This window comes from Mesorhizobium sp. M0048 (assembly GCF_040323405.1).
In the GTDB taxonomy this organism is placed as follows: domain Bacteria; phylum Pseudomonadota; class Alphaproteobacteria; order Rhizobiales; family Rhizobiaceae; genus Mesorhizobium.
Window position 1 is genome coordinate 209,500 of record NZ_JAMYUV010000003.1, and the last position, 16,538, is coordinate 226,037.

At 62.7% G+C, this 16,538-nt stretch carries 17 protein-coding genes and 1 pseudogene; 10 read left to right on the forward strand and 8 right to left on the reverse strand.

Going from position 1 to position 16,538, the window contains the following annotated elements:
* Positions 1–9: 9 nt before the first annotated feature.
* Positions 10–807 carry a class I SAM-dependent methyltransferase gene (locus tag NKJ84_RS05140; protein ID WP_352505607.1) on the reverse strand — a complete coding sequence of 266 codons (798 nt, stop codon included), beginning with the start codon at positions 805–807 and terminating at the stop codon, positions 10–12.
* Between the two features lie 233 nt (positions 808–1,040).
* Here NKJ84_RS05140 and NKJ84_RS05145 point away from each other — a divergent pair, with 233 nt between their 5' ends.
* The 3 genes from NKJ84_RS05145 (at position 1,041) to NKJ84_RS05155 (ending at position 3,269) form a co-directional block, all read left to right on the forward strand.
* Positions 1,041–1,769 (forward strand): AzlC family ABC transporter permease, encoded by a 729-nt coding sequence (locus tag NKJ84_RS05145; RefSeq protein WP_352505609.1) that lies wholly within the window; start codon positions 1,041–1,043, stop codon positions 1,767–1,769.
* Positions 1,766–2,062, forward strand: coding sequence for an AzlD family protein (locus tag NKJ84_RS05150; protein WP_254818975.1), 297 nt, complete (start codon positions 1,766–1,768; stop codon positions 2,060–2,062). The genes NKJ84_RS05145 and NKJ84_RS05150 overlap by 4 nt, the downstream gene beginning before the upstream one ends.
* A gap of 322 nt (positions 2,063–2,384) precedes the next feature.
* A complete protein-coding gene (locus NKJ84_RS05155) occupies positions 2,385–3,269 on the forward strand; it encodes a LysR family transcriptional regulator (RefSeq protein WP_352505610.1) in 885 nt (294 codons plus the stop codon).
* On the opposite strand, the gene NKJ84_RS05160 is transcribed toward NKJ84_RS05155, so the two are convergent.
* Positions 3,259–5,103: an aminopeptidase P family protein gene (locus NKJ84_RS05160; RefSeq protein WP_352505611.1), complete on the reverse strand. Its 1,845-nt coding sequence runs from the start codon at positions 5,101–5,103 to the stop codon at positions 3,259–3,261. The genes NKJ84_RS05155 and NKJ84_RS05160 overlap by 11 nt on opposite strands.
* Before the next feature lie 36 nt (positions 5,104–5,139).
* Between NKJ84_RS05160 and NKJ84_RS05165 the strand changes: the two genes are divergently transcribed.
* Entirely contained in the window at positions 5,140–5,484 is a 345-nt protein-coding gene (locus tag NKJ84_RS05165; RefSeq protein WP_254818972.1) for a hypothetical protein, read from the forward strand.
* A 39-nt stretch (positions 5,485–5,523) separates the two neighbouring features.
* On the opposite strand, the gene NKJ84_RS05170 is transcribed toward NKJ84_RS05165, so the two are convergent.
* Entirely contained in the window at positions 5,524–6,396 is an 873-nt protein-coding gene (locus NKJ84_RS05170; RefSeq protein WP_352505612.1) for a 50S ribosomal protein L11 methyltransferase, read from the reverse strand.
* Positions 6,397–6,407: 11 nt separating this feature from the next.
* Positions 6,408–6,986, reverse strand: coding sequence for an SCO family protein (locus tag NKJ84_RS05175; RefSeq protein WP_352505613.1), 579 nt, complete (start codon positions 6,984–6,986; stop codon positions 6,408–6,410).
* A gap of 205 nt (positions 6,987–7,191) precedes the next feature.
* Here NKJ84_RS05175 and NKJ84_RS05180 point away from each other — a divergent pair, with 205 nt between their 5' ends.
* The 3 genes from NKJ84_RS05180 to NKJ84_RS05190 all read left to right on the forward strand — a co-directional run bounded on the left by NKJ84_RS05180 (position 7,192) and on the right by NKJ84_RS05190 (position 9,018).
* The gene (locus NKJ84_RS05180) at positions 7,192–7,680 is read left to right on the forward strand and encodes a CreA family protein (protein ID WP_254818969.1); all 489 of its coding nucleotides are present in this window, start codon (positions 7,192–7,194) and stop codon (positions 7,678–7,680) included.
* Between the two features lie 96 nt (positions 7,681–7,776).
* The gene (locus NKJ84_RS05185) at positions 7,777–8,418 is read left to right on the forward strand and encodes a DapH/DapD/GlmU-related protein (protein WP_352505614.1); all 642 of its coding nucleotides are present in this window, start codon (positions 7,777–7,779) and stop codon (positions 8,416–8,418) included.
* A 168-nt stretch (positions 8,419–8,586) separates the two neighbouring features.
* The gene (locus NKJ84_RS05190) at positions 8,587–9,018 is read left to right on the forward strand and encodes a low affinity iron permease family protein (protein ID WP_031211766.1); all 432 of its coding nucleotides are present in this window, start codon (positions 8,587–8,589) and stop codon (positions 9,016–9,018) included.
* Between the two features lie 69 nt (positions 9,019–9,087).
* Here NKJ84_RS05190 and NKJ84_RS05195 read toward each other — a convergent pair whose 3' ends face one another.
* The gene (locus NKJ84_RS05195; protein WP_352505615.1) at positions 9,088–9,960 is read right to left on the reverse strand and encodes an SDR family NAD(P)-dependent oxidoreductase; all 873 of its coding nucleotides are present in this window, start codon (positions 9,958–9,960) and stop codon (positions 9,088–9,090) included.
* A gap of 130 nt (positions 9,961–10,090) precedes the next feature.
* Between NKJ84_RS05195 and NKJ84_RS05200 the strand changes: the two genes are divergently transcribed.
* Positions 10,091–10,372 carry a hypothetical protein gene (locus tag NKJ84_RS05200; protein ID WP_352505616.1) on the forward strand — a complete coding sequence of 94 codons (282 nt, stop codon included), beginning with the start codon at positions 10,091–10,093 and terminating at the stop codon, positions 10,370–10,372.
* Positions 10,373–10,379: 7 nt separating this feature from the next.
* Here NKJ84_RS05200 and NKJ84_RS05205 read toward each other — a convergent pair whose 3' ends face one another.
* Positions 10,380–10,955 carry a TMEM175 family protein gene (locus tag NKJ84_RS05205; RefSeq protein ID WP_352505617.1) on the reverse strand — a complete coding sequence of 192 codons (576 nt, stop codon included), beginning with the start codon at positions 10,953–10,955 and terminating at the stop codon, positions 10,380–10,382.
* A gap of 156 nt (positions 10,956–11,111) precedes the next feature.
* On the opposite strand from NKJ84_RS05205, the gene NKJ84_RS05210 reads away from it, so the two are divergent.
* Positions 11,112–12,320, forward strand: coding sequence for an MFS transporter (locus tag NKJ84_RS05210; protein ID WP_352505618.1), 1,209 nt, complete (start codon positions 11,112–11,114; stop codon positions 12,318–12,320).
* Between the two features lie 9 nt (positions 12,321–12,329).
* Here NKJ84_RS05210 and NKJ84_RS05215 read toward each other — a convergent pair whose 3' ends face one another.
* On the reverse strand, positions 12,330–13,802 hold the full coding sequence (locus NKJ84_RS05215) for an MATE family efflux transporter (protein ID WP_352505619.1): 1,473 nt from the start codon (positions 13,800–13,802) through the stop codon (positions 12,330–12,332).
* Positions 13,803–14,000: 198 nt separating this feature from the next.
* Between NKJ84_RS05215 and NKJ84_RS05220 the strand changes: the two are divergent.
* Positions 14,001–14,785, forward strand: a pseudogene (locus NKJ84_RS05220) (L,D-transpeptidase).
* Between the two features lie 147 nt (positions 14,786–14,932).
* Here NKJ84_RS05220 and NKJ84_RS05225 read toward each other — a convergent pair.
* The gene (locus NKJ84_RS05225; protein ID WP_352505620.1) at positions 14,933–16,411 is read right to left on the reverse strand and encodes an esterase-like activity of phytase family protein; all 1,479 of its coding nucleotides are present in this window, start codon (positions 16,409–16,411) and stop codon (positions 14,933–14,935) included.
* Positions 16,412–16,538 lie beyond the last annotated feature (127 nt).

The following is a 16,538-nucleotide window of genomic DNA, read 5'->3' on the forward strand; positions in this document are numbered from 1 at the left end:
GTCAGACGGTCAGCTGCGCCGCGCAGTGTAGAGGCTGGTGGTCATGTTGCGGGTTATGGAGCCTTGGAACTCGTCGCGGACGATGCGACCCAGCTCCGCCAGGATTGCTTCGCGGTCACTGCGGATGTTGATATTGGAAAAAGTGGCATAGAGGGCGACCGTCTGGTCAGGATCGAGGACGAGCGACCAGACACTTGTCCGATGTTCGATGGCATCGAACGCGCCGGTTCGCTCCAGTGCCGCCACGCGGGCCTCGGCATCAAGGGCGAACGGAATACCATTTGAGCCCGCCGACGGGCTCGAAGGCCCGTCAAGCAGCGCCTTGGTCGCATCATGAAAGGGATCGGGGCGACTGTCGTCGCCGAATACATTCCAGACCATTGCCCACCAGCCGCCCGGCCGAAGCAGCTCTGCGACCTTGATCAGCGCCGTGTCCTCATCCAGCCAATGAAAGGCAGTGGCGCTGACACCGAGATCAAAACCGGCCTTCTCAAGGACGGCATCCTCAAACGCAGAGACGCTCACCGAGAGCGCCTTGTCCTGAATAGTCTCGCAAAGGAAAGTCGCGAGGCGGGAATCCGGCTCAATGGCGAGCAACGGGCTCGCGCCCAGTTCGAGTAAGCGGCGCGTTGCAGTTCCTGTACCTGCGCCAATCTCGAACGTCGCCGTGCCATGCGCGAGACGGCACCGCTCACATAGAATTTCGAATACCCAATCAGGATACCCAGGTCGCGTCGCGTGATAGCTGCCGGGATCGGCGCCGAAGGCCAGGCGGCCGAATTTTGGATCGATGAAAAATTCGCTCATTGGAACCACCTGTCCGGCCCAGCAGGTTGGTCTATGGCCGTCGCTTCGGCAAGGACCGATCGTCGCCAACGAATATGCGCTCAGGTACCAAGCCTCTGATTTTGTCCACAAGTCTGGAAGCGAACTTGCCGCGATGCTTCAGCTATCATTTCCGCTGATCGTTTGCCTCAAGCGAATTGGTGTGACAAGCCGGACCGCCCTCTCTACATACGGCCCTTCCCAAGGAGCGGTCGATGTCGGCGGAAGCAATCTCCGAAAACGGTGCGAGAAGCGATTTCTGGGACGGCGTGCGGCTGAGCATGCCCGTCGTGGTGGCGTCGGCACCGTTTGCATTGCTGTTCGGGGCGCTCGCCGTCGACAACGGCTTTTCCGTGATCGAGGCGTTCTTGATGAGCGCGACGGTGTTCGGCGGCGCCAGCCAGATGGTCGGCATCGAGCTGTTCGGGCAGCATGTCGCGCCGTGGCTGATCGTGCTGTCGATCTTCGCCGTGAATTTTCGGCATGTGCTCTATTCGGCCGGTATCGGCCGGCGAATCGCGCATTGGCCGCTGGTGCAGCAGGCGATAGGCTACTTCGTGCTGACCGATCCGCAGTTCGCGGTGGCCGAGCGCAAGGCGGAGGCCGGCGAGACCGTCGGCTTTGCCTGGTATATGGGGCTCGGGCTGCCGGTCTACGTGTTCTGGGTCATCGAAAGCGCGCTCGGGGCGGTGTTCGGCAAACTTATTCCCGACACCCACGCGCTGGGCATCGACTTCCTGCTGCCGATCTATTTTCTCGGCCTGGTCATGAGCTTCCGCAAGCGGCCGCTGTGGCTGCCGGTGGTCGTCGCAAGCGCTGCCGCCTCCATCATTGCCTCCAAGACGGTCGGCTCGCCCTGGCATGTCTCCATCGGCGCGCTGGCCGGCGTGCTGCTCGCCGTCATCCTGCCGCCCCGCCACAGCGGCGTGGAGGTACGACCATGAGCACGACGTTGTGGATCATCGTCGCCGCTTCGATCGCGACCTATTTGACACGCATTGGCGGTCATCTGGTGATCTCACGCTTCGACCATATCCATCCGCGTGTTGAGGCCGGGCTGAACGCCGTGCCGGCGGCGGTGCTGACCACGCTTGTGGCGCCGGCAGCGCTGAGCGCCGGACCGGCGGAATGGGGGGCCTTGGTCGTCGCCGGCCTGGTCTCGCTGCGCGGCGGCCTTATGGCGATGTTCCTGGCGGGTGCTGCCGTGCTGATCCTCGCGCGGCAGGTCGTCGGCTGATCGACTTTTGCCTTGGCGGCGAGAGCACACATGCGCTTTACCGCAGCGACTATTGCGGCGCTGACCCGCGACAGGCTCAGCCGGATCGCCTCCGATCTCTTCTGGTGGGCGCGACGGACGGCGTCGCTATAGAGCGCTTCGCGCTGCTTCGGCGTCAATGCGCTTAGATCGGTCGGCTGGATGCCGAAGGGCTCACGCGACATTTCCATCTCGCCAGGTTTGCCGTGTTCATCGGCAGCTACACCGGCGATTTACGGGAAAGGCATAATCAGCTAAAATGAATAATTAAGATCGTTATGTTCTCCAGGAGAGATGTATGGACTTGGCCGATCTGCGCATCTTCCGCACGGTGGTGCGCGAGGGCGGAATCACCAGGGCGGCGGAAAAACTGTTTCGCGTGCAATCGAACGTGACCACACGCATCCGGCAGCTCGAAGAGGATCTCGGCGTGCAGCTGTTTATCCGGGAGGGCAAGCGCCTGCACGTATCGCCCGCCGGTCACAAATTGGTCGGGTATGCGGATCGGTTGCTGGCGCTTGCAGAGGAGGCGCGAACGGCGATGCTTGATCCACGCCCGCGCGGCACGCTTCGCCTAGGTGCCATGGAGAGCACCGCCGCGGCACGGCTTCCAAGTCTGCTCGCCGAATATCACGCACGTCATCCCGACGTGGAAATCCAGTTGCGCACCGGCAATCCGCAGGTTCTCGCGACGGCCATGCTTGCCGGCGACCTCGATGCAGCGTTCGCCGCCGAGCCGATCGCCGACGCTCCGTTCGAAAAGCTGCCCGCATTTCACGAGCAGCTGGTCATTGTCTCGGCGGCATCGCGCGTTTCGATCGACGACCGCCTGGACATGCCCAAAACAATGATAGCCTTCGAGCACGGCTGCCCGCACCGCCGGCGGCTGGAACAATGGTATGCGCGAAGAGGGTTCATGGCCGAGAAAACCATCGAGCTTGGTTCATACCATGCCATCCTTGGTTGCGTGGTGGCTGGCATGGGCATAGCGCTGATGCCGAAAAGTGTGCTTTCGGGTTTCCCAGAGAGCCACTGGCTAAATCTGCACGAACTGCCCGCTGACGAAGACAACGCCGTCACGGTGTTGTTTTGGCGCAAGGGAGCCGATTCTCCCAACGTCACGGCTTTGCAGGGACTGCTTGCGGAGCAAAGTCTGTCACTCGGCGTTGCGGCCGCGGCTATTGCTTGAAGTCGTGCGGCAGAGGGGCGGTTGCTTTTTCCAGCCAGGCCAGCGTTTCGCCGTCGAGCATCGGTCCAATCTCGGCCAGTACGCGCGCATGGTATTCGTCAAGCCAATGCAACTCGTCGCGGGTTAAAAGGTCCGATCGGACCAGCCGCTTGTCGATCGGCGCCAGCGTCAGTGTCTCGAAGCCGTGCATGGCGATGTCGCCGCCCTCGATTGCCTCGGCCGGTGTCACCAGAATCAAGTTCTCGATGCGGATGCCGTAGGAACCTTCCTTGTAATAGCCGGGCTCGTTGGAGAGGATCATGCCGGCTAGCAGCTTTTCGGTGCCGGTCTTGGCGATACGTTGCGGGCCCTCATGCACGGCAAGATAGGACCCGACACCGTGCCCGGTACCATGGGCGAAATCGCAGCCGTGTCTCCATAGCGCCAGGCGCGCCACCGCATCGATTTCGGAGCCGCGCGTGCCCTGGGGAAAGCGCAGCATGGAGATGCCGATCATGCCTTTCAGCACCAGCGTGAAGCGTTCGCGCATCTCTTCGGTCGGCGCGCCGATCGGCACGGTGCGGGTGATGTCGGTGGTGCCGTCCTGGTACTGCCCGCCGGAATCGAGCAGGAACAGCTCGCCATCCCCCAGCTTGCGATTGGTGGCGCGGGAGACGCGGTAGTGCATGATGGCGCCGTTAGGGCCGGCGCCGGAGATGGTGTCGAACGATACGTCGCGCAGCGGCATCTGCGTTTCTTCGCCGGTCTGACGGCGCGTCTCCTCAAGCCTGGTGACAACGGCGATTTCGTCGAGCGTGCCGGGCTTCTGGCGGTCGAGCCAGCACAGCAGCTTGGCGACCGCGGCGCCGTCGCGGCGATGTGCGGCGCGGGCGCCGGCGATCTCAGCTTTGTTCTTTGTTGCGCGTGGAATGCGGGCCGGATCGGCCGTGGCAATGACGGTGCCGCCATTATCCTCGACCAGCATTCTGAGCTTGTCCGCCGCGAGAACCGGGTCCAGCGCGATTTTTGCGCCGCCCTTGGCCCGGGTGACGATTGCCGATCCGAATTCACCTGGTTCGTGCAATTCGGCGAGCTGCGTCAGGTAGGCCGCAACGGTGCGCGAAAACTTGCGCTGGTCCATGAAAAGCAGATGCGAGCCGTCGGCGGCCAGCACGGCAAAGCCGAGCGCCAGCGGTGTGTGCGGTACGTCACCGCCACGGATGTCGAAGGCCCAGGCAATCGAGGAGGGGTCGGTCAGCACGGCATGGGTGGCGCCATCCTTCTCGATGGCCGCTGCCAGCCGCACCAGCTTGTCCTTAGCCAGTTCGCCGGCAAAGCCGATCGGGTGGATCTCGACCGGCGCCAGTGGCGGTCCAGGCTGGTCCTGCCAGATCGCGTCGATCGGATTCTCTTCGAGCGGCACCAGTGTCGCGCCGGATTTCTCGGCCGAGGCTTTCAGCGCCTTGACGTCGCTGATCGTATGCAGCCACGGATCGAAGCCCAATCGCACGCCCTTGCCGAGATTGTCCTTGATCCAGTTGGCCGGCGGGTTGTCGACAAGGCTCTCGATCGAAAAGATGTCGAGATCGACCTCCTGGCGCACCTGCAGCGTGTAGCGCCCGTCGACAAACATGACGGCGCGCTCGCCAAGTACAATGACGACACCGGCCGAGCCGCTGAAGCCGGTCAGCCATTTCAGCCGTGCCGAGCGGTCGGCGACATATTCGCCCTGGTGCTCGTCGGCACGGGGCACGATGAAGCCATCCAGCCCGTTCGACGCCAACCATTGGCGCAGCATTGCCACGCGCGGCTTGCCAACGGCCGGATCGCCGGCGGAATCGAAGGACTGGAACATGTCGGCTCTCCTCGAATGATGGCGCGACCGTAGCGCATGACTTCGAAAATCGGAATCGATTTTCGGAACGATCATCCCTGGTCGCCGCAGTGTCTTTTTGTGCATGGAGGCCATGCAGAATCGGCGATTTCAAAAAGCGTCAGCAGAGCTTACCTTCTTAACGTGGAGGAAAAGTCCTGTTGCCCTGCAAAGGAGACCGTCATGTCCTCGATTTCAGCCAGACGCGGATTTTTCAGAAACGCTGTGAAAGCGCTGATCGAAGCTCGCCAGCGCGAAGCGAGCCGGTATGTGAGCGGCGTTCTGCTTGGCTTTGATGACGAAACGCTGAAAGCTCACGGCTACGATCGCGAACAGCTGAAGAAAGCGGCGAACTCGCGCTAGGTCCGAGCAGGTTCCGGCTTGCGTTGAAAGCGTCGCGCCTCAGCGCTTGAGGTGAATCGTCACCCAGCCCTCGCGGTGCAAGGTGCGGACGTGCCGGAATTTCTGGCGGACATAGGCCGCGATTACCGCATCGCGCTGGCGCTCGAGGATGCCCGACAAAACAATCGAGCCACCGAGCGCGATATGCCCGGCCATTTGCGGCGCCAGACGCATCAGCGGCCGCGCCAATATGTTGGCGACGATCAGGTCGAAGGGCGCACGCGCGGCAAAGATCGGATGATGAAAACCGGGCGCCGCTACCGTTTCAATGAGCCCCTTGACGTGGTTCAGCCGCGCATTGGCAGCGGCCACCTTGACGGCGACCGGGTCGATGTCCGTTGCCAGCACCGGAACATGCGCGAGCTTGGCCACCGCGATGGCGAGCACCGCGCTGCCAGTGCCAAGGTCGAGCGCGTTGCGCGGATGCTCGCGCTGTATGACCTGCTCCAGCATTTCGAGGCAGCCGGCGGTGGTGCCGTGATGGCCGGTGCCGAAGGCAAGGCCGGCCTCGATCTCGATGGCGAGTTCGCCGCTGTGGCGCTTCCTGCGGTCATGCGCGCCGTGGACGAAGAAGCGCCCGGCCCGTACCGGCTTCAATCCCTCCAGCGAGCGCGCCACCCAGTCGATGTCGGGCAGCGCTTCTCGCTCTATCAGTTTCGACAGCGACAGTCCGGCCAGGATGTCCCTAAGCCGTGCCTCGACCGCATCGACGTCGTCGTCGGCATAGAGCGATACTTCGTGGATATCGCGGTCCTCGTCGACCTCGAGCACCGCAACCGGCAGGCCCTCTTCGTCGAACGCCGCACCGAGCGCCGCGAAGATGCGATCAGCCTCGATCTTGCCCGCGGTGAAATACAAACGCGTCTGCGTCATTCCCGGATACGTCAACCTTCCGCCGCCAGCCGCTTGAGCTTGGCGATGGCGGCGTCCGGGCTTTCGCCATAGGCAATGGTGCCGGCGAAATCGCCCTTGCCGTTGAGCAGCAGCACCGAAGCGGTGTGGTCCATCGTGTAGTCGCCGTCGTTCGTGTCGACTTTCTTCCAGTAGATGCCGAAGGACTTGGCCATGGCGTGGACCTTGTCCGGATCGCCTGATATGCCGAGGATGCGATCGGAGAAATTGCTGACATAGGTGTTCATGATTTCGGGCGTATCGCGCTCCGGGTCGACCGTAACGAAATAGGCACGCAGGTTCTTGCCGTCGTCGCCCATCGTCTTCAGCCAGCCGGCCAACTCGAAAAGCGTGGTTGGGCAGACTTCCGGACAGTGCGTGAAGCCGAAGAAGACGACGCTGGGGTGGCCGCGAAACGCGGCTTCGGTGACCGGCGCGCCCTTCTGGTCGACCAGCGTGAACGGTGCTCCGAACGGCTCGCCGCCATAATGTCCGCGGTACCAGTCGAAGGTGAGCCAGCCGATTCCGGCGGCCATCAGGACGAGAATACCGACCAGAATTGAACGCATCATCAGTGAAAGTCCGTCGTTATTCCATCGGGCGCCGGGTTGGCGCCGTGAAGGCCCTGGCTTGGCGAACACTCTTAGCGGTTCGGTCGCGCCGACGCAAAGATGTCGCGTTGCCGCAACCGGCAATCCTGTGGGAGGCGATCTGCTTGCAAAGCGCTGCCGTTCGTCCCACCTGAGGTCGGCAAAATTTGAACCGCAGGAGGCCTCTTTGCGAAAACTGATTGGCGGCGCGTTAGCCGCATGCCTTGTCATTGGCGCCGGCGCGGCCGCCGCCGAGGAAGTCGGCAAGGTCGGCGTCGATTGGCTCGGCAACGATATCATCGTCGAGGCGATCAAGGATCCGAAGGTCGAGGGCGTGACCTGCCACGTCTCCTATTTCGACCGTGGCATGATCGACCGCCTGCAGAAAGGCAACTGGTTCGAGGACCCGTCCGATTCCTCGATCTCCTGCCGCCAGACCGGGCCGATCACCATTGGCGACATCGACATGAGCGAGGCCGGCGAGGAGGTGTTCAAGCAAGGCATCAGCCTGATCTGGAAAAAGCAGGTGGTGAACCGCATCTACGACAAGGCCAACGAGACGCTGATTTACCTGTCGCATTCACGCCAGGTGCAGGATGGCTCGGCAAAAATGTCGGTCACCACCGTGCCGCTCTACGGCCAGAACGTGGTGTGGACCAGCGGCAAGCCGAAATAGAGACTGAAGGTGCTACAGGGTCCTTGGCGCGTCCAAACGGATGCGCGGCGCTGCACTCGGCTTGCGAGACTATGCGCGCGGGCGTAAAGCGCGCGCATGGACCGTCCCGAACACCTTGTCCTGAAAGATCCCGAGCCGCGCATCCATCCGACGGCGGAGCTGAAGGCGTGCAAGCTTGGACGCTACGCGTCGATCGGCGAGCGGGTCATCCTGCGCGAGGTGACGGTCGGCGACTTTTCCTACTTCGAGCGCCACGCCGAGGCGATCTATACGACGATCGGCAAATTCTGCTCGATCGCCGCCAACAGCCGCATCAATGCGCTGGAGCATCCGGTCGAGCGGCTGACGCAGCACAAAATCAGCTATCGGCCCAACGAGTACTTCCGCTGGCTGGGTGTCGATCAGGCATTCCGCGACCGGCGGCGGGCGAGAGCCGTCAGCATCGGCCATGATGTCTGGATCGGCCATAGCGCCGTGATCATGCCTGGCATAGTGATCGGCAACGGCGCGATCGTCGGTGCCAACGCGGTGGTGACGCGAGACCTGCCGGCCTATGCAATCGTCGCCGGCGTTCCGGCCAGGCCATTGCGGCAGCGCTTCAGCGCGGGAACTGCGGCCCGGATCGAACGTCTTGCCTGGTGGGACTGGCCGGTCGAGAAACTGGCCAGGGCAGTCCCCGACATGCAGGCCTTGCCCATCGAGGCTTTCCTCGACCGCTGGGAAAACGACGCCGCCTGAGTTCGGGCTATCTGCAAGCGGTCCGACGGCCTGCGCGATCTGCTCCTCCAACAATGTACCCGCGACCTTCCGCCGCGAGGGAACCAGGAGCGGCTGCCAACTGTTTCTGCAGACACAATGAACTCGGCTTCCGTCCGGGTTCGTCGCCCGGCTGCTGAGGGAGTTTGAATGATTGAGAAGCTTTTCACCAGGATCGCCAACAACGTCGCCCATTTTGCCGGCCTGCCGCCGACGTTTGCCGTCTGTTTCCTGATCATCGTCGTCTGGGCTGCAAGCGGGCCGATGTTCGGCTTTTCGGACACGTGGCAGCTCGTCATCAACACCGGCACGACGGTCGTCACCTTCCTGATGGTGTTTCTCATTCAGAACACCCAGAACCGCGATGGCGCCGCGATCCAGGCGAAGCTCGACGAATTGATCCGGGTCAGCACAGCCCAGAACACCTTCATCGGTATCGAACACCTGACTGAGACCGAAGTCGAAGAGATCCGCAAGAAATGCGAACAGGCAGCGAAGCGGCATGATCAGAAGCTTGCCGAGTTGGCAGCCGAGAAAGCCATGGCGAAGAAGCGGAACACGAAGAAGCATGCGGCGGCGTGATATAAAGGTCCGGCGCATACCTGCGAACATCGGATCCGATTCTTTGCTACGGTGATCTTCGGTTCGGGATCATGCGCTGCGTGTCATGAATGCCGCGAAAGCATCCTTGTAGTCCGGATGCCAGCGCGACAGAGCAGGACGGTTCTCAATGATGTCGCCAATCGCCCAGGCCATGCGCTTTTCGTCCATGGACCGGGTCGCCTCGTTATCGGGACACAGGATGTAGAAATCGCCACGCAACAGCGAGGCCAGCATGAAGTCGATGACCTGCTCGCCGGTCCAGGCTCCGGCCGGCTTTTCGGCGGCGCCTTCGGTCAGGCCGGTAAAAGTGAACCCGGGGATAAGCAGATGCGCCGCGACACTGGCGCCCGGCTCGTTGCGCAGCGCGTGCGCCAGGCCTTCGGTATAGGTCTTCACGCCCGCCTTGGAAACGTTGTAGGCGAGGTTGCCGGGCGGCGTGGTAATGCCTTGCTTGGAGCCGGTGTTGACGATCAGGCCGGGCTTTCCCGCCGCCAGCATGCGCGGCGCGAACGCCTCGACGCCATGGACGACGCCCCAGAAATTGATGTCCAGCAGCCGTTTCCAAGCGTCGCGGCTTTCCCACGGCTTGCCGGGATTGTTGCCGACGCCGGCATTGTTCATCAGCAGCGAGACGTCGCCGAAAGTGCCGGACGTCCTTTCGGCGAGGCGGGGGGGCTCGGCGGCGTTAGAAACGGCTGTGGGAATGTCAATAACCGCGCTGTCGCCCGGGATGGCGGGGACCGCGCCCCCGGCCGCATCGAGGCGTGCGCCGCCGATATCGGCCAGCACGATCTTCATGCCCATCGCCGCCAGCCTTTTGGCGGCGGCAAGGCCGATGCCGCTGGCCGCGCCGGTAACGACGGCGACATTGCCTGAGGCAAGTGCGGGCAGGGCGGTCTGGATCTCGGCGTCGGTGGTCATGATTTTCTCCTGTTCTGGCCGCGGCGAACTTAGCGCGGAACGAGACTCGCGCAAGCCGGTGCCGGCATCTTCGGGTTGACCGCGTCGGCGGGCGCTGCGCATGCTGATATCGAAAAAGGAGACCTGACGATTGACCGACTGGATCGAGATCCTGAAAGAACAGACCGCAACCGGCGACCAGATGAGCCGCGAGGTGCCGCAGATGCTCGCCAATCCCGACATCAGCGAAGCGCAAGTGAAAACGCTGTTTTCGGCGCTCGAAAAACAGGCCGAATTTGTCGAAAAGCTGCGCATGGCGCTGGAAAAATTCGGCCATGATTCTTCAGTGATCAAGGCGGCCGAGCGGCTGGAGGAGCGCTACGCCGACCTTGCCGCTTCGGTAGCGGAAAAGCTGAAAGCAATGCGAGGCTAGAGGGGGCCTATTTCTCGATCAGCCGCTCGAAGCGCCTGTCCGGCACGAACCAGATCATCGCCACCAGGACATAGATCGAGACACCGATCCAGTGATTGACGAAGGTCAGCGCGATGGCGGAAAGATAGAGGACCAGCGAGATCTTTCCCTTGAGGTCATTGCCCAACGCCCTGGCGAAGAGAGTCTCGTTGCCGTGCAGTCGATGCAGGGCCAGGGTGAGGATGTTGAAGCCGATGGCGCAGAGCGCCAGGTCGACGCCATAGACGGCAACCGGCACCGGCGCGAAATGGTTCTCACCCATGAAGGCTGTCGTCGCCGGCATCAGCGATAGCCAGAACAGCAGGTTGAGGTTCGCCCACAGCACGCGGCCGTCGACCCGCTGCACGGTATGGAACATGTTGTGCAAATTATTCCAGTAGATGCCGACATTGATGAAGGACAGCACATAGCTGAGGAATATCGGCCAGACTGGTGCCAGCGCGGAAAAATCCTCGCCATGCGGCACCTTCAATTCCAGCACCATGATGGTGATGATGATGGCGACCACGCCATCGGTGAATGCCTCGACTCGTCCCTTGCCCATGAATCTCCCCTGACAATCCGCTGAAGTTAAAAGAGGATCTCGCTCAGCGCCATCGGCAAAGATGCCAAACTTGTCAGGAGCAAGCCGGGGAGGGGGAACGGCTGACGCGAAAAAGGCGTTAGGATGTCAGATCCCGAACAGCAAAAGGTCGAAAAAATGACAGCTCACGCTCAAGTCATGACGCGCGATCACGAACTCGGCGGCCGCGCTGCAGCGGCCGCCGTGGCCGCCATGATTGCGGCCCTTTTCGCCGGCAGCACGGCGCTGACGCCACTTTACATCATCTACAAGCAGGTCTTCGGCTTCTCGCAGATCACTTTGACGCTGGTCTACGCCGTCTATGTCATCGGCAATCTGGCAGCGCTTCTGATGTTAGGGCGTGTGTCCGATGTCATCGGGCGCCGTCCAATGGCATTGGCCGGGATGGCGGTGGCCGTCGTCAGCGCGGTGGTTTTCCTGTTCGCCGAAAATGTCGCCTGGCTCGACATCGCCCGAATTCTGAGCGGACTGGGAATCGGCGTCGGCGCGGGCACCGGCACCGCCTGGCTCGCCGAATTGCTCCCGACCGACGACAAGTCACAGGCGGCGACGATTGCCACCAGCACCAATTTTCTCGGCCTCGGCCTCGGTGCGCTGGGGGCCGGGTTGCTCGCCGAATACGCTACCTGGCCGCTCAGGCTGACATTCGTCGTCTACCTGGCGATGCTCGCGACTGTAACCCTGCTGGTCTGGCGCACGCGGGAAACCGTTTCGCGGCCGGGGAAACTGGCTGACGTTTCGATGCGGCCGCGGCTTTCCGTGCCCGATGACATCCGCGCAAGTTTCGTTGCGCCGGCGGTGACCGGCTTTGGCGCAATGGCGCTGGTCGGCTTTTATGCAGCACTCGCACCGAGCATTTTGGCGCAGCAGCTGCAGGTAACCAACCATGCCGAAGCCGGCGCTCTGTTCTTTGAATTGGCAATCGTGACGGCCGCCACCATTGTAGTGACGGCACGTCTTTCGAGCCGAGCCGCGATGTTCGCGGCGCTTGCGCTGATGATCCCAACCGTCGCGCTGATTGTTGCGGCGCAGGTCTTCGCCTCGATGGCCATAATGATTGCCGGGACCGCCTTGTGCGGCGTGGCGGCAGCGCTCGGCTATCGCGGCGGCTTGCAAGTGGTGAACGAGATCGCGCCGGCGGCCCGGCGCGCCGAAGTCGTCTCGGCCTTCTTCATCTGCTGTTTTTGCGGCAACGCGCTGCCGGTCATCGGCATCGGCGTTCTGTCGACGGTGGCAGGTGCGACCGTGGCAAGCCTGGCCTTTGCCGGCATGATTGTCGTCTTTTCCCTGGTCGCTCTCGGGTTTGGCGCGAAATACGCGCGCTGAGCCGACCTTTCAGCCGTTCGGTGTCTCGGGCGAAAGATGCGCGCGCTGGCGCGGTACGCCGAGGCCGGTATCCGGCGGTTCGCCGGCAGCCGGCCGGCTTTCGATCATGTGCAGGCTGCGCCAGCGGCCGAAGCGATAATAGGCCGCGGCCAGCACGAGCGAGGTTATAGAGCCGGCCGGAAAGCTCCACCACAACGCTTCCTCACCGATCGCACTTCGAAAGAAATAGGCGAAGCTGGTGCGCACCAGAAGTACCGAGATCACCAGGATGATCAGCGGCGGCATCACCGCGCCCGTGGCACGCACAGTGGCGAAGAGCACGATGGTGATGCCGAACAGGATGAAGGACCAGGATGCGACCTTGTTGATGTGAGTGGCGATGTCGATCGCTGCACTGTCGCTGCTGAGGAAGAGGCTGAGCACCGCGCGATCGAATACGAACAGCAGCGCGACAAGCACGCCGGTAAGCACAAGGTTGAAGCCGACGCCGGACGCGGCGATGCGGCCGATCCGGTCCCAGCGCCCGGCGCCGACATTTTGCGCCGCCATGGACGAGACCGCGGCGCCGATGGCGAGCGCCGGCATCTGGATATAGGTCCAGAGCTGGGCGGCTATGCCGTAGGCAGCCGCGACCTGCGAGCCGTAGGCATTGACCATGCCCATCACAGTCAGCGCCGCGGACGAGACGACGATCATCTGCAGGCCCATCGGCACGCCCTTGAAGACGACAATGCGCAGCAGCGCCGGGTCCGGCCGCAGCAGAGCAAGATTGACGCCGGCCAGCCGCAGCGGGTGCTTGCGCGCATAAAGCACGATCAGGATGGCAAGCACGCTTACCGTCTGGCCGATCAGCGTCGAGGTGGCCGAGCCGGCGATGCCGAGTTCGGGGAACGGGCCGATGCCGAGAATAAGCAACGGGTTCAAAATGACGTCGAGCACGACGGCCAGCGCCATGAATAGGAAAGGCGTGCGCGAATCGCCGGCGCCGCGCAGCACCATCATGACGAAGGACAGCAGGTTCATCATCGGTACGGCGAGAAAAATGATACGCAGATAGGAACGCGCCAGCGGCAACGCATCGGCCGGCGTGCCGAGCGCATTGAGGATTGTATCGACCCAGATCCAGCCGCAGACCGCGAACACCACCGAGACAAGGAAGAAGAAGGTGGCACTGGTGCCGACGATGCGGCGGGCTTCGGGCAGATCGCGGGCGCCGACCGATTGCGCGACCAGGATGGTCGCCGCCATGCCGATGCCGAAGACGGTGCCGAGGATGAGAAACAGCACGAGGTTGGCATTGGACGTGGCGGTCAGCGCCGCTTCGCCGAGGAAACGACCGACCCAGACGGCATTGATTGAGCCGTTGAGCGACTGCAGAACATTGGAGCCGAGCACCGGCAGGGCGAACAGCAGCAATGTACGCGGGATAGGTCCACTGGTGAGGTCGCTGGTCCGCCGGCGTGCGGGCATCTTGTCGTCCATGGCAGGCAACTCGGCGAAGGCTATCTTGAGTCCGGTCCGCAATGATTGCCGATTTAACGAGACAGGTCGACGCAGCGTTGCGAATTCCGCCTGGCGTGCCTTGATCCAATCATGTTCTCAAAGCTTCCGGAATCGTATATTGATCCTGCACGCGTGGGGCCGCATCTTTCCTAGATCTCATGGGCAAGCCGGGGGTTCATGTCCGATATTCCGCTGTTTTTTGAGCGCCTGAACCGGCGTGCGTTTCTTGGTGCATCCGCTTTGGGCGCGGCCTCCGTGGCTCTTTCGGCGTGCACCACGACGGACGTAGCGGCGCCGCCAGTGACCGCGGCGCCAAGCGATCCGGCTTTCGGCGATGCCGCAAGTATGTATGCGGCGCGCGTCGACGAGGGCTATCAACTGCCGGCAATCCCGGTAGCCAAGGTCGATCCGAAATTCGTGCGCCAAATCGTGTCCGATCCGACCGGAGAAAAACCCGGCACGATCGTCGTCGATACCTCCGAGCACTTCCTCTATCTGGTGCGCGACGGCGGCAAGGCAATTCGCTATGGCGTCAGCCTCGGCAAGGCCGGTTTCGGACCGGCAGCGCCGTGGTTCAGGCGAGGAAGAAGTGGCCGGTCTGGACGCCGCCGCCGGAGATGATCCAGCGCCGGCCGGAACTTGCGAAATACAAGGACGGCATGCCGCCCGGCCCGCACAGCCCGCTGGGCGCACGCGCGCTATATCTCTTCCGCGACGGCAAGGACACGATGTACCGGCTGCACGGCACGCCGGAGTGGGATTCCATCGGGAAGAACGCTTCCTCCGGCTGTGTGCGCTTCATGAATCAGGACATTATCGACCTCTACAGCCGCGTCGACGGCGTCGCGCCGGTCTTCGTGCGCCCGAACCTGTCGGCCGCCGGGAAGATCGCCGCCGTGTCGGACAGGACGGCCGAGCCGATCGATGCGGGCGTGCCAAAGGACGCGGAGATGTTGAGGTAAGTGCCTTCGACGGATCATCAGTCTTAGGTTTTGCAAACCCACTAGAACACAATCCTTGTGCCGGCGAGCCGCAACTGAAGGGCCCGACCGTTCGATCGTGCCAGGCAGGCCGACGCGTTCGGCGCGTCCGCCTGCCTGGGGGTGTCGCTACTTCCCGGCGAGGCCTGGAAGCGTGACCTGATAGACCAGGAACATCGTGTCGACATCGGCGCCATCTTCGGCCTTGTAGGCCGCGCCGACCTGGAAGCCGTCCTGGGTGAGAAAGTCATTGTCGTTGGCGACGAACAGGAAATAGTCGTCGGGCCGTGTTGGATCGAGGACGCTCACCACCGACATCGCCTCCCACTTCTCCGAAAGGTTGTTGCGGTCATTGGGCGCGCCATTGTGCAGCCCGAAGTGGCCGAGCTCGGTCTTGTCGTTGATGTCGATGAACGGCGTCAGCTTGGCCGGCGTCACCGAGGGATCGAGCTCACCTTTGGGCGCAACCGGCTTGTCCTTGTCGAACTCGGTGCCGGCGATGTCGGTTGCCGCCGACACATCGACGACGCTGATCTCGCGATAGAGCGAGGTGTCGCCCTTCACCCCCTGGCCGTTGCCGCTGTCGCGCGCCAGCATCAGGAAGGTCTTGTCCGACAGAGCCACGATTTCGCTCTGCGCGGCAATCTTGGTCTTGCCCTTGGCATCGGTGAACACCGGCAGCGGCACAACATATTCATGCGCAAGCTTGAGTTGGGCCGGATCCGAGGCATCGTAGACCAGCGCGCGCGTGTTCTGGCGCGTCGAAGCGGAATCGCCGCCATCCTGTCTGGGGGCCGATTGCAGCACAGCGATCAGGAACTTCCCGTCCGGCGTCAGTGCCATGCCTTCGAGGCCCTGGTTGTTCTGACGGCCGGTTTCGGGATCCGTCGGATCTGGGTCTGCCGCGCCCGGTCCCGGATTGTTGGACGCGAAGTTCGGCGTTCCATGACGCATCGGGACAAGCGCCGCCGGCGACTGCGTTGCCGACATCAGACGCCCATCGGCGGAGAAGTGGTAGATGTTCGGACCATATTCGTCCGAGATGAACATGGTGCCGTCGGGCAGCCGCACGATCGCCTCGTTATCGAGCGCGAGCTTGCCGTTGGCTTCGGGCAGGATCGGCATGTCGTCGGTCGCGGCGCGCACGCCGTTGAGCGGATCGAGGCCGGTTGCGTCGGCGCCCTTGTCGTCGGTCAAAAGCATGGTGTCGGCAAGGGTTGCCTTGAGGCCCGACTGTTCCTGGCCGGCGGCTGGTGCCGCACCCGGTGCGATCTGGGCGAATTCGATGGCAATCGTGTTGATGCGCGGACGGTAATCGGTGGTGCCGACGACATTGTAGCCACGATCCGGCAGCAGCCACAGCGAGCCCTTATAGCCATCGGCGCCATGCGTCCAGCCGGCAGCGTCGATCGCCATGCCCGAGCCGGAGCCAAACGTCTCGCCGAACTTGTCCCTTTGGCTGGCCGGGATGCGACCGACACCGACCAGGCCCTTGTTGACGAAGCTGACGCCGCCGACGGTCGCTGCGTTTTCAGCCAAGGCCGGAGTCAAGGCGGTGAACATCGCCAGCGCGACCGCGAGGGACGCGTTTCGGTGCAGGTTTTTCATGGAAATCCTCTTTGTGACAAAACAGCCGAAGCGGGCGTCGCATCGACATGCCGCCAGCGCTTTCCGAAAAAGGTCTAGGACGCGAACATGATACTTGCGTGACAGAGGGCGCTTGTTCCTTCGTCCC

Coding starts and splice junctions, on each gene's coding strand:
- NKJ84_RS05165 (WP_254818972.1), top strand. CDS start 5,140: ATGACTTCGAAAATCGGAATCGATTTTCGGAACGATCATCCCTGGTCG.
- NKJ84_RS05205 (WP_352505617.1), bottom strand. CDS start 10,955: ATGGGCAAGGGACGAGTCGAGGCATTCACCGATGGCGTGGTCGCCATC.
- NKJ84_RS05190 (WP_031211766.1), top strand. CDS start 8,587: ATGATTGAGAAGCTTTTCACCAGGATCGCCAACAACGTCGCCCATTTT.
- NKJ84_RS05175 (WP_352505613.1), bottom strand. CDS start 6,986: ATGATGCGTTCAATTCTGGTCGGTATTCTCGTCCTGATGGCCGCCGGA.
- NKJ84_RS05150 (WP_254818975.1), top strand. CDS start 1,766: ATGAGCACGACGTTGTGGATCATCGTCGCCGCTTCGATCGCGACCTAT.
- NKJ84_RS05170 (WP_352505612.1), bottom strand. CDS start 6,396: ATGACGCAGACGCGTTTGTATTTCACCGCGGGCAAGATCGAGGCTGAT.
- NKJ84_RS05185 (WP_352505614.1), top strand. CDS start 7,777: ATGGACCGTCCCGAACACCTTGTCCTGAAAGATCCCGAGCCGCGCATC.
- NKJ84_RS05210 (WP_352505618.1), top strand. CDS start 11,112: ATGACAGCTCACGCTCAAGTCATGACGCGCGATCACGAACTCGGCGGC.
- NKJ84_RS05215 (WP_352505619.1), bottom strand. CDS start 13,802: ATGGACGACAAGATGCCCGCACGCCGGCGGACCAGCGACCTCACCAGT.
- NKJ84_RS05160 (WP_352505611.1), bottom strand. CDS start 5,103: ATGTTCCAGTCCTTCGATTCCGCCGGCGATCCGGCCGTTGGCAAGCCG.
- NKJ84_RS05195 (WP_352505615.1), bottom strand. CDS start 9,960: ATGACCACCGACGCCGAGATCCAGACCGCCCTGCCCGCACTTGCCTCA.
- NKJ84_RS05225 (WP_352505620.1), bottom strand. CDS start 16,411: ATGAAAAACCTGCACCGAAACGCGTCCCTCGCGGTCGCGCTGGCGATG.
- NKJ84_RS05140 (WP_352505607.1), bottom strand. CDS start 807: ATGAGCGAATTTTTCATCGATCCAAAATTCGGCCGCCTGGCCTTCGGC.
- NKJ84_RS05145 (WP_352505609.1), top strand. CDS start 1,041: ATGTCGGCGGAAGCAATCTCCGAAAACGGTGCGAGAAGCGATTTCTGG.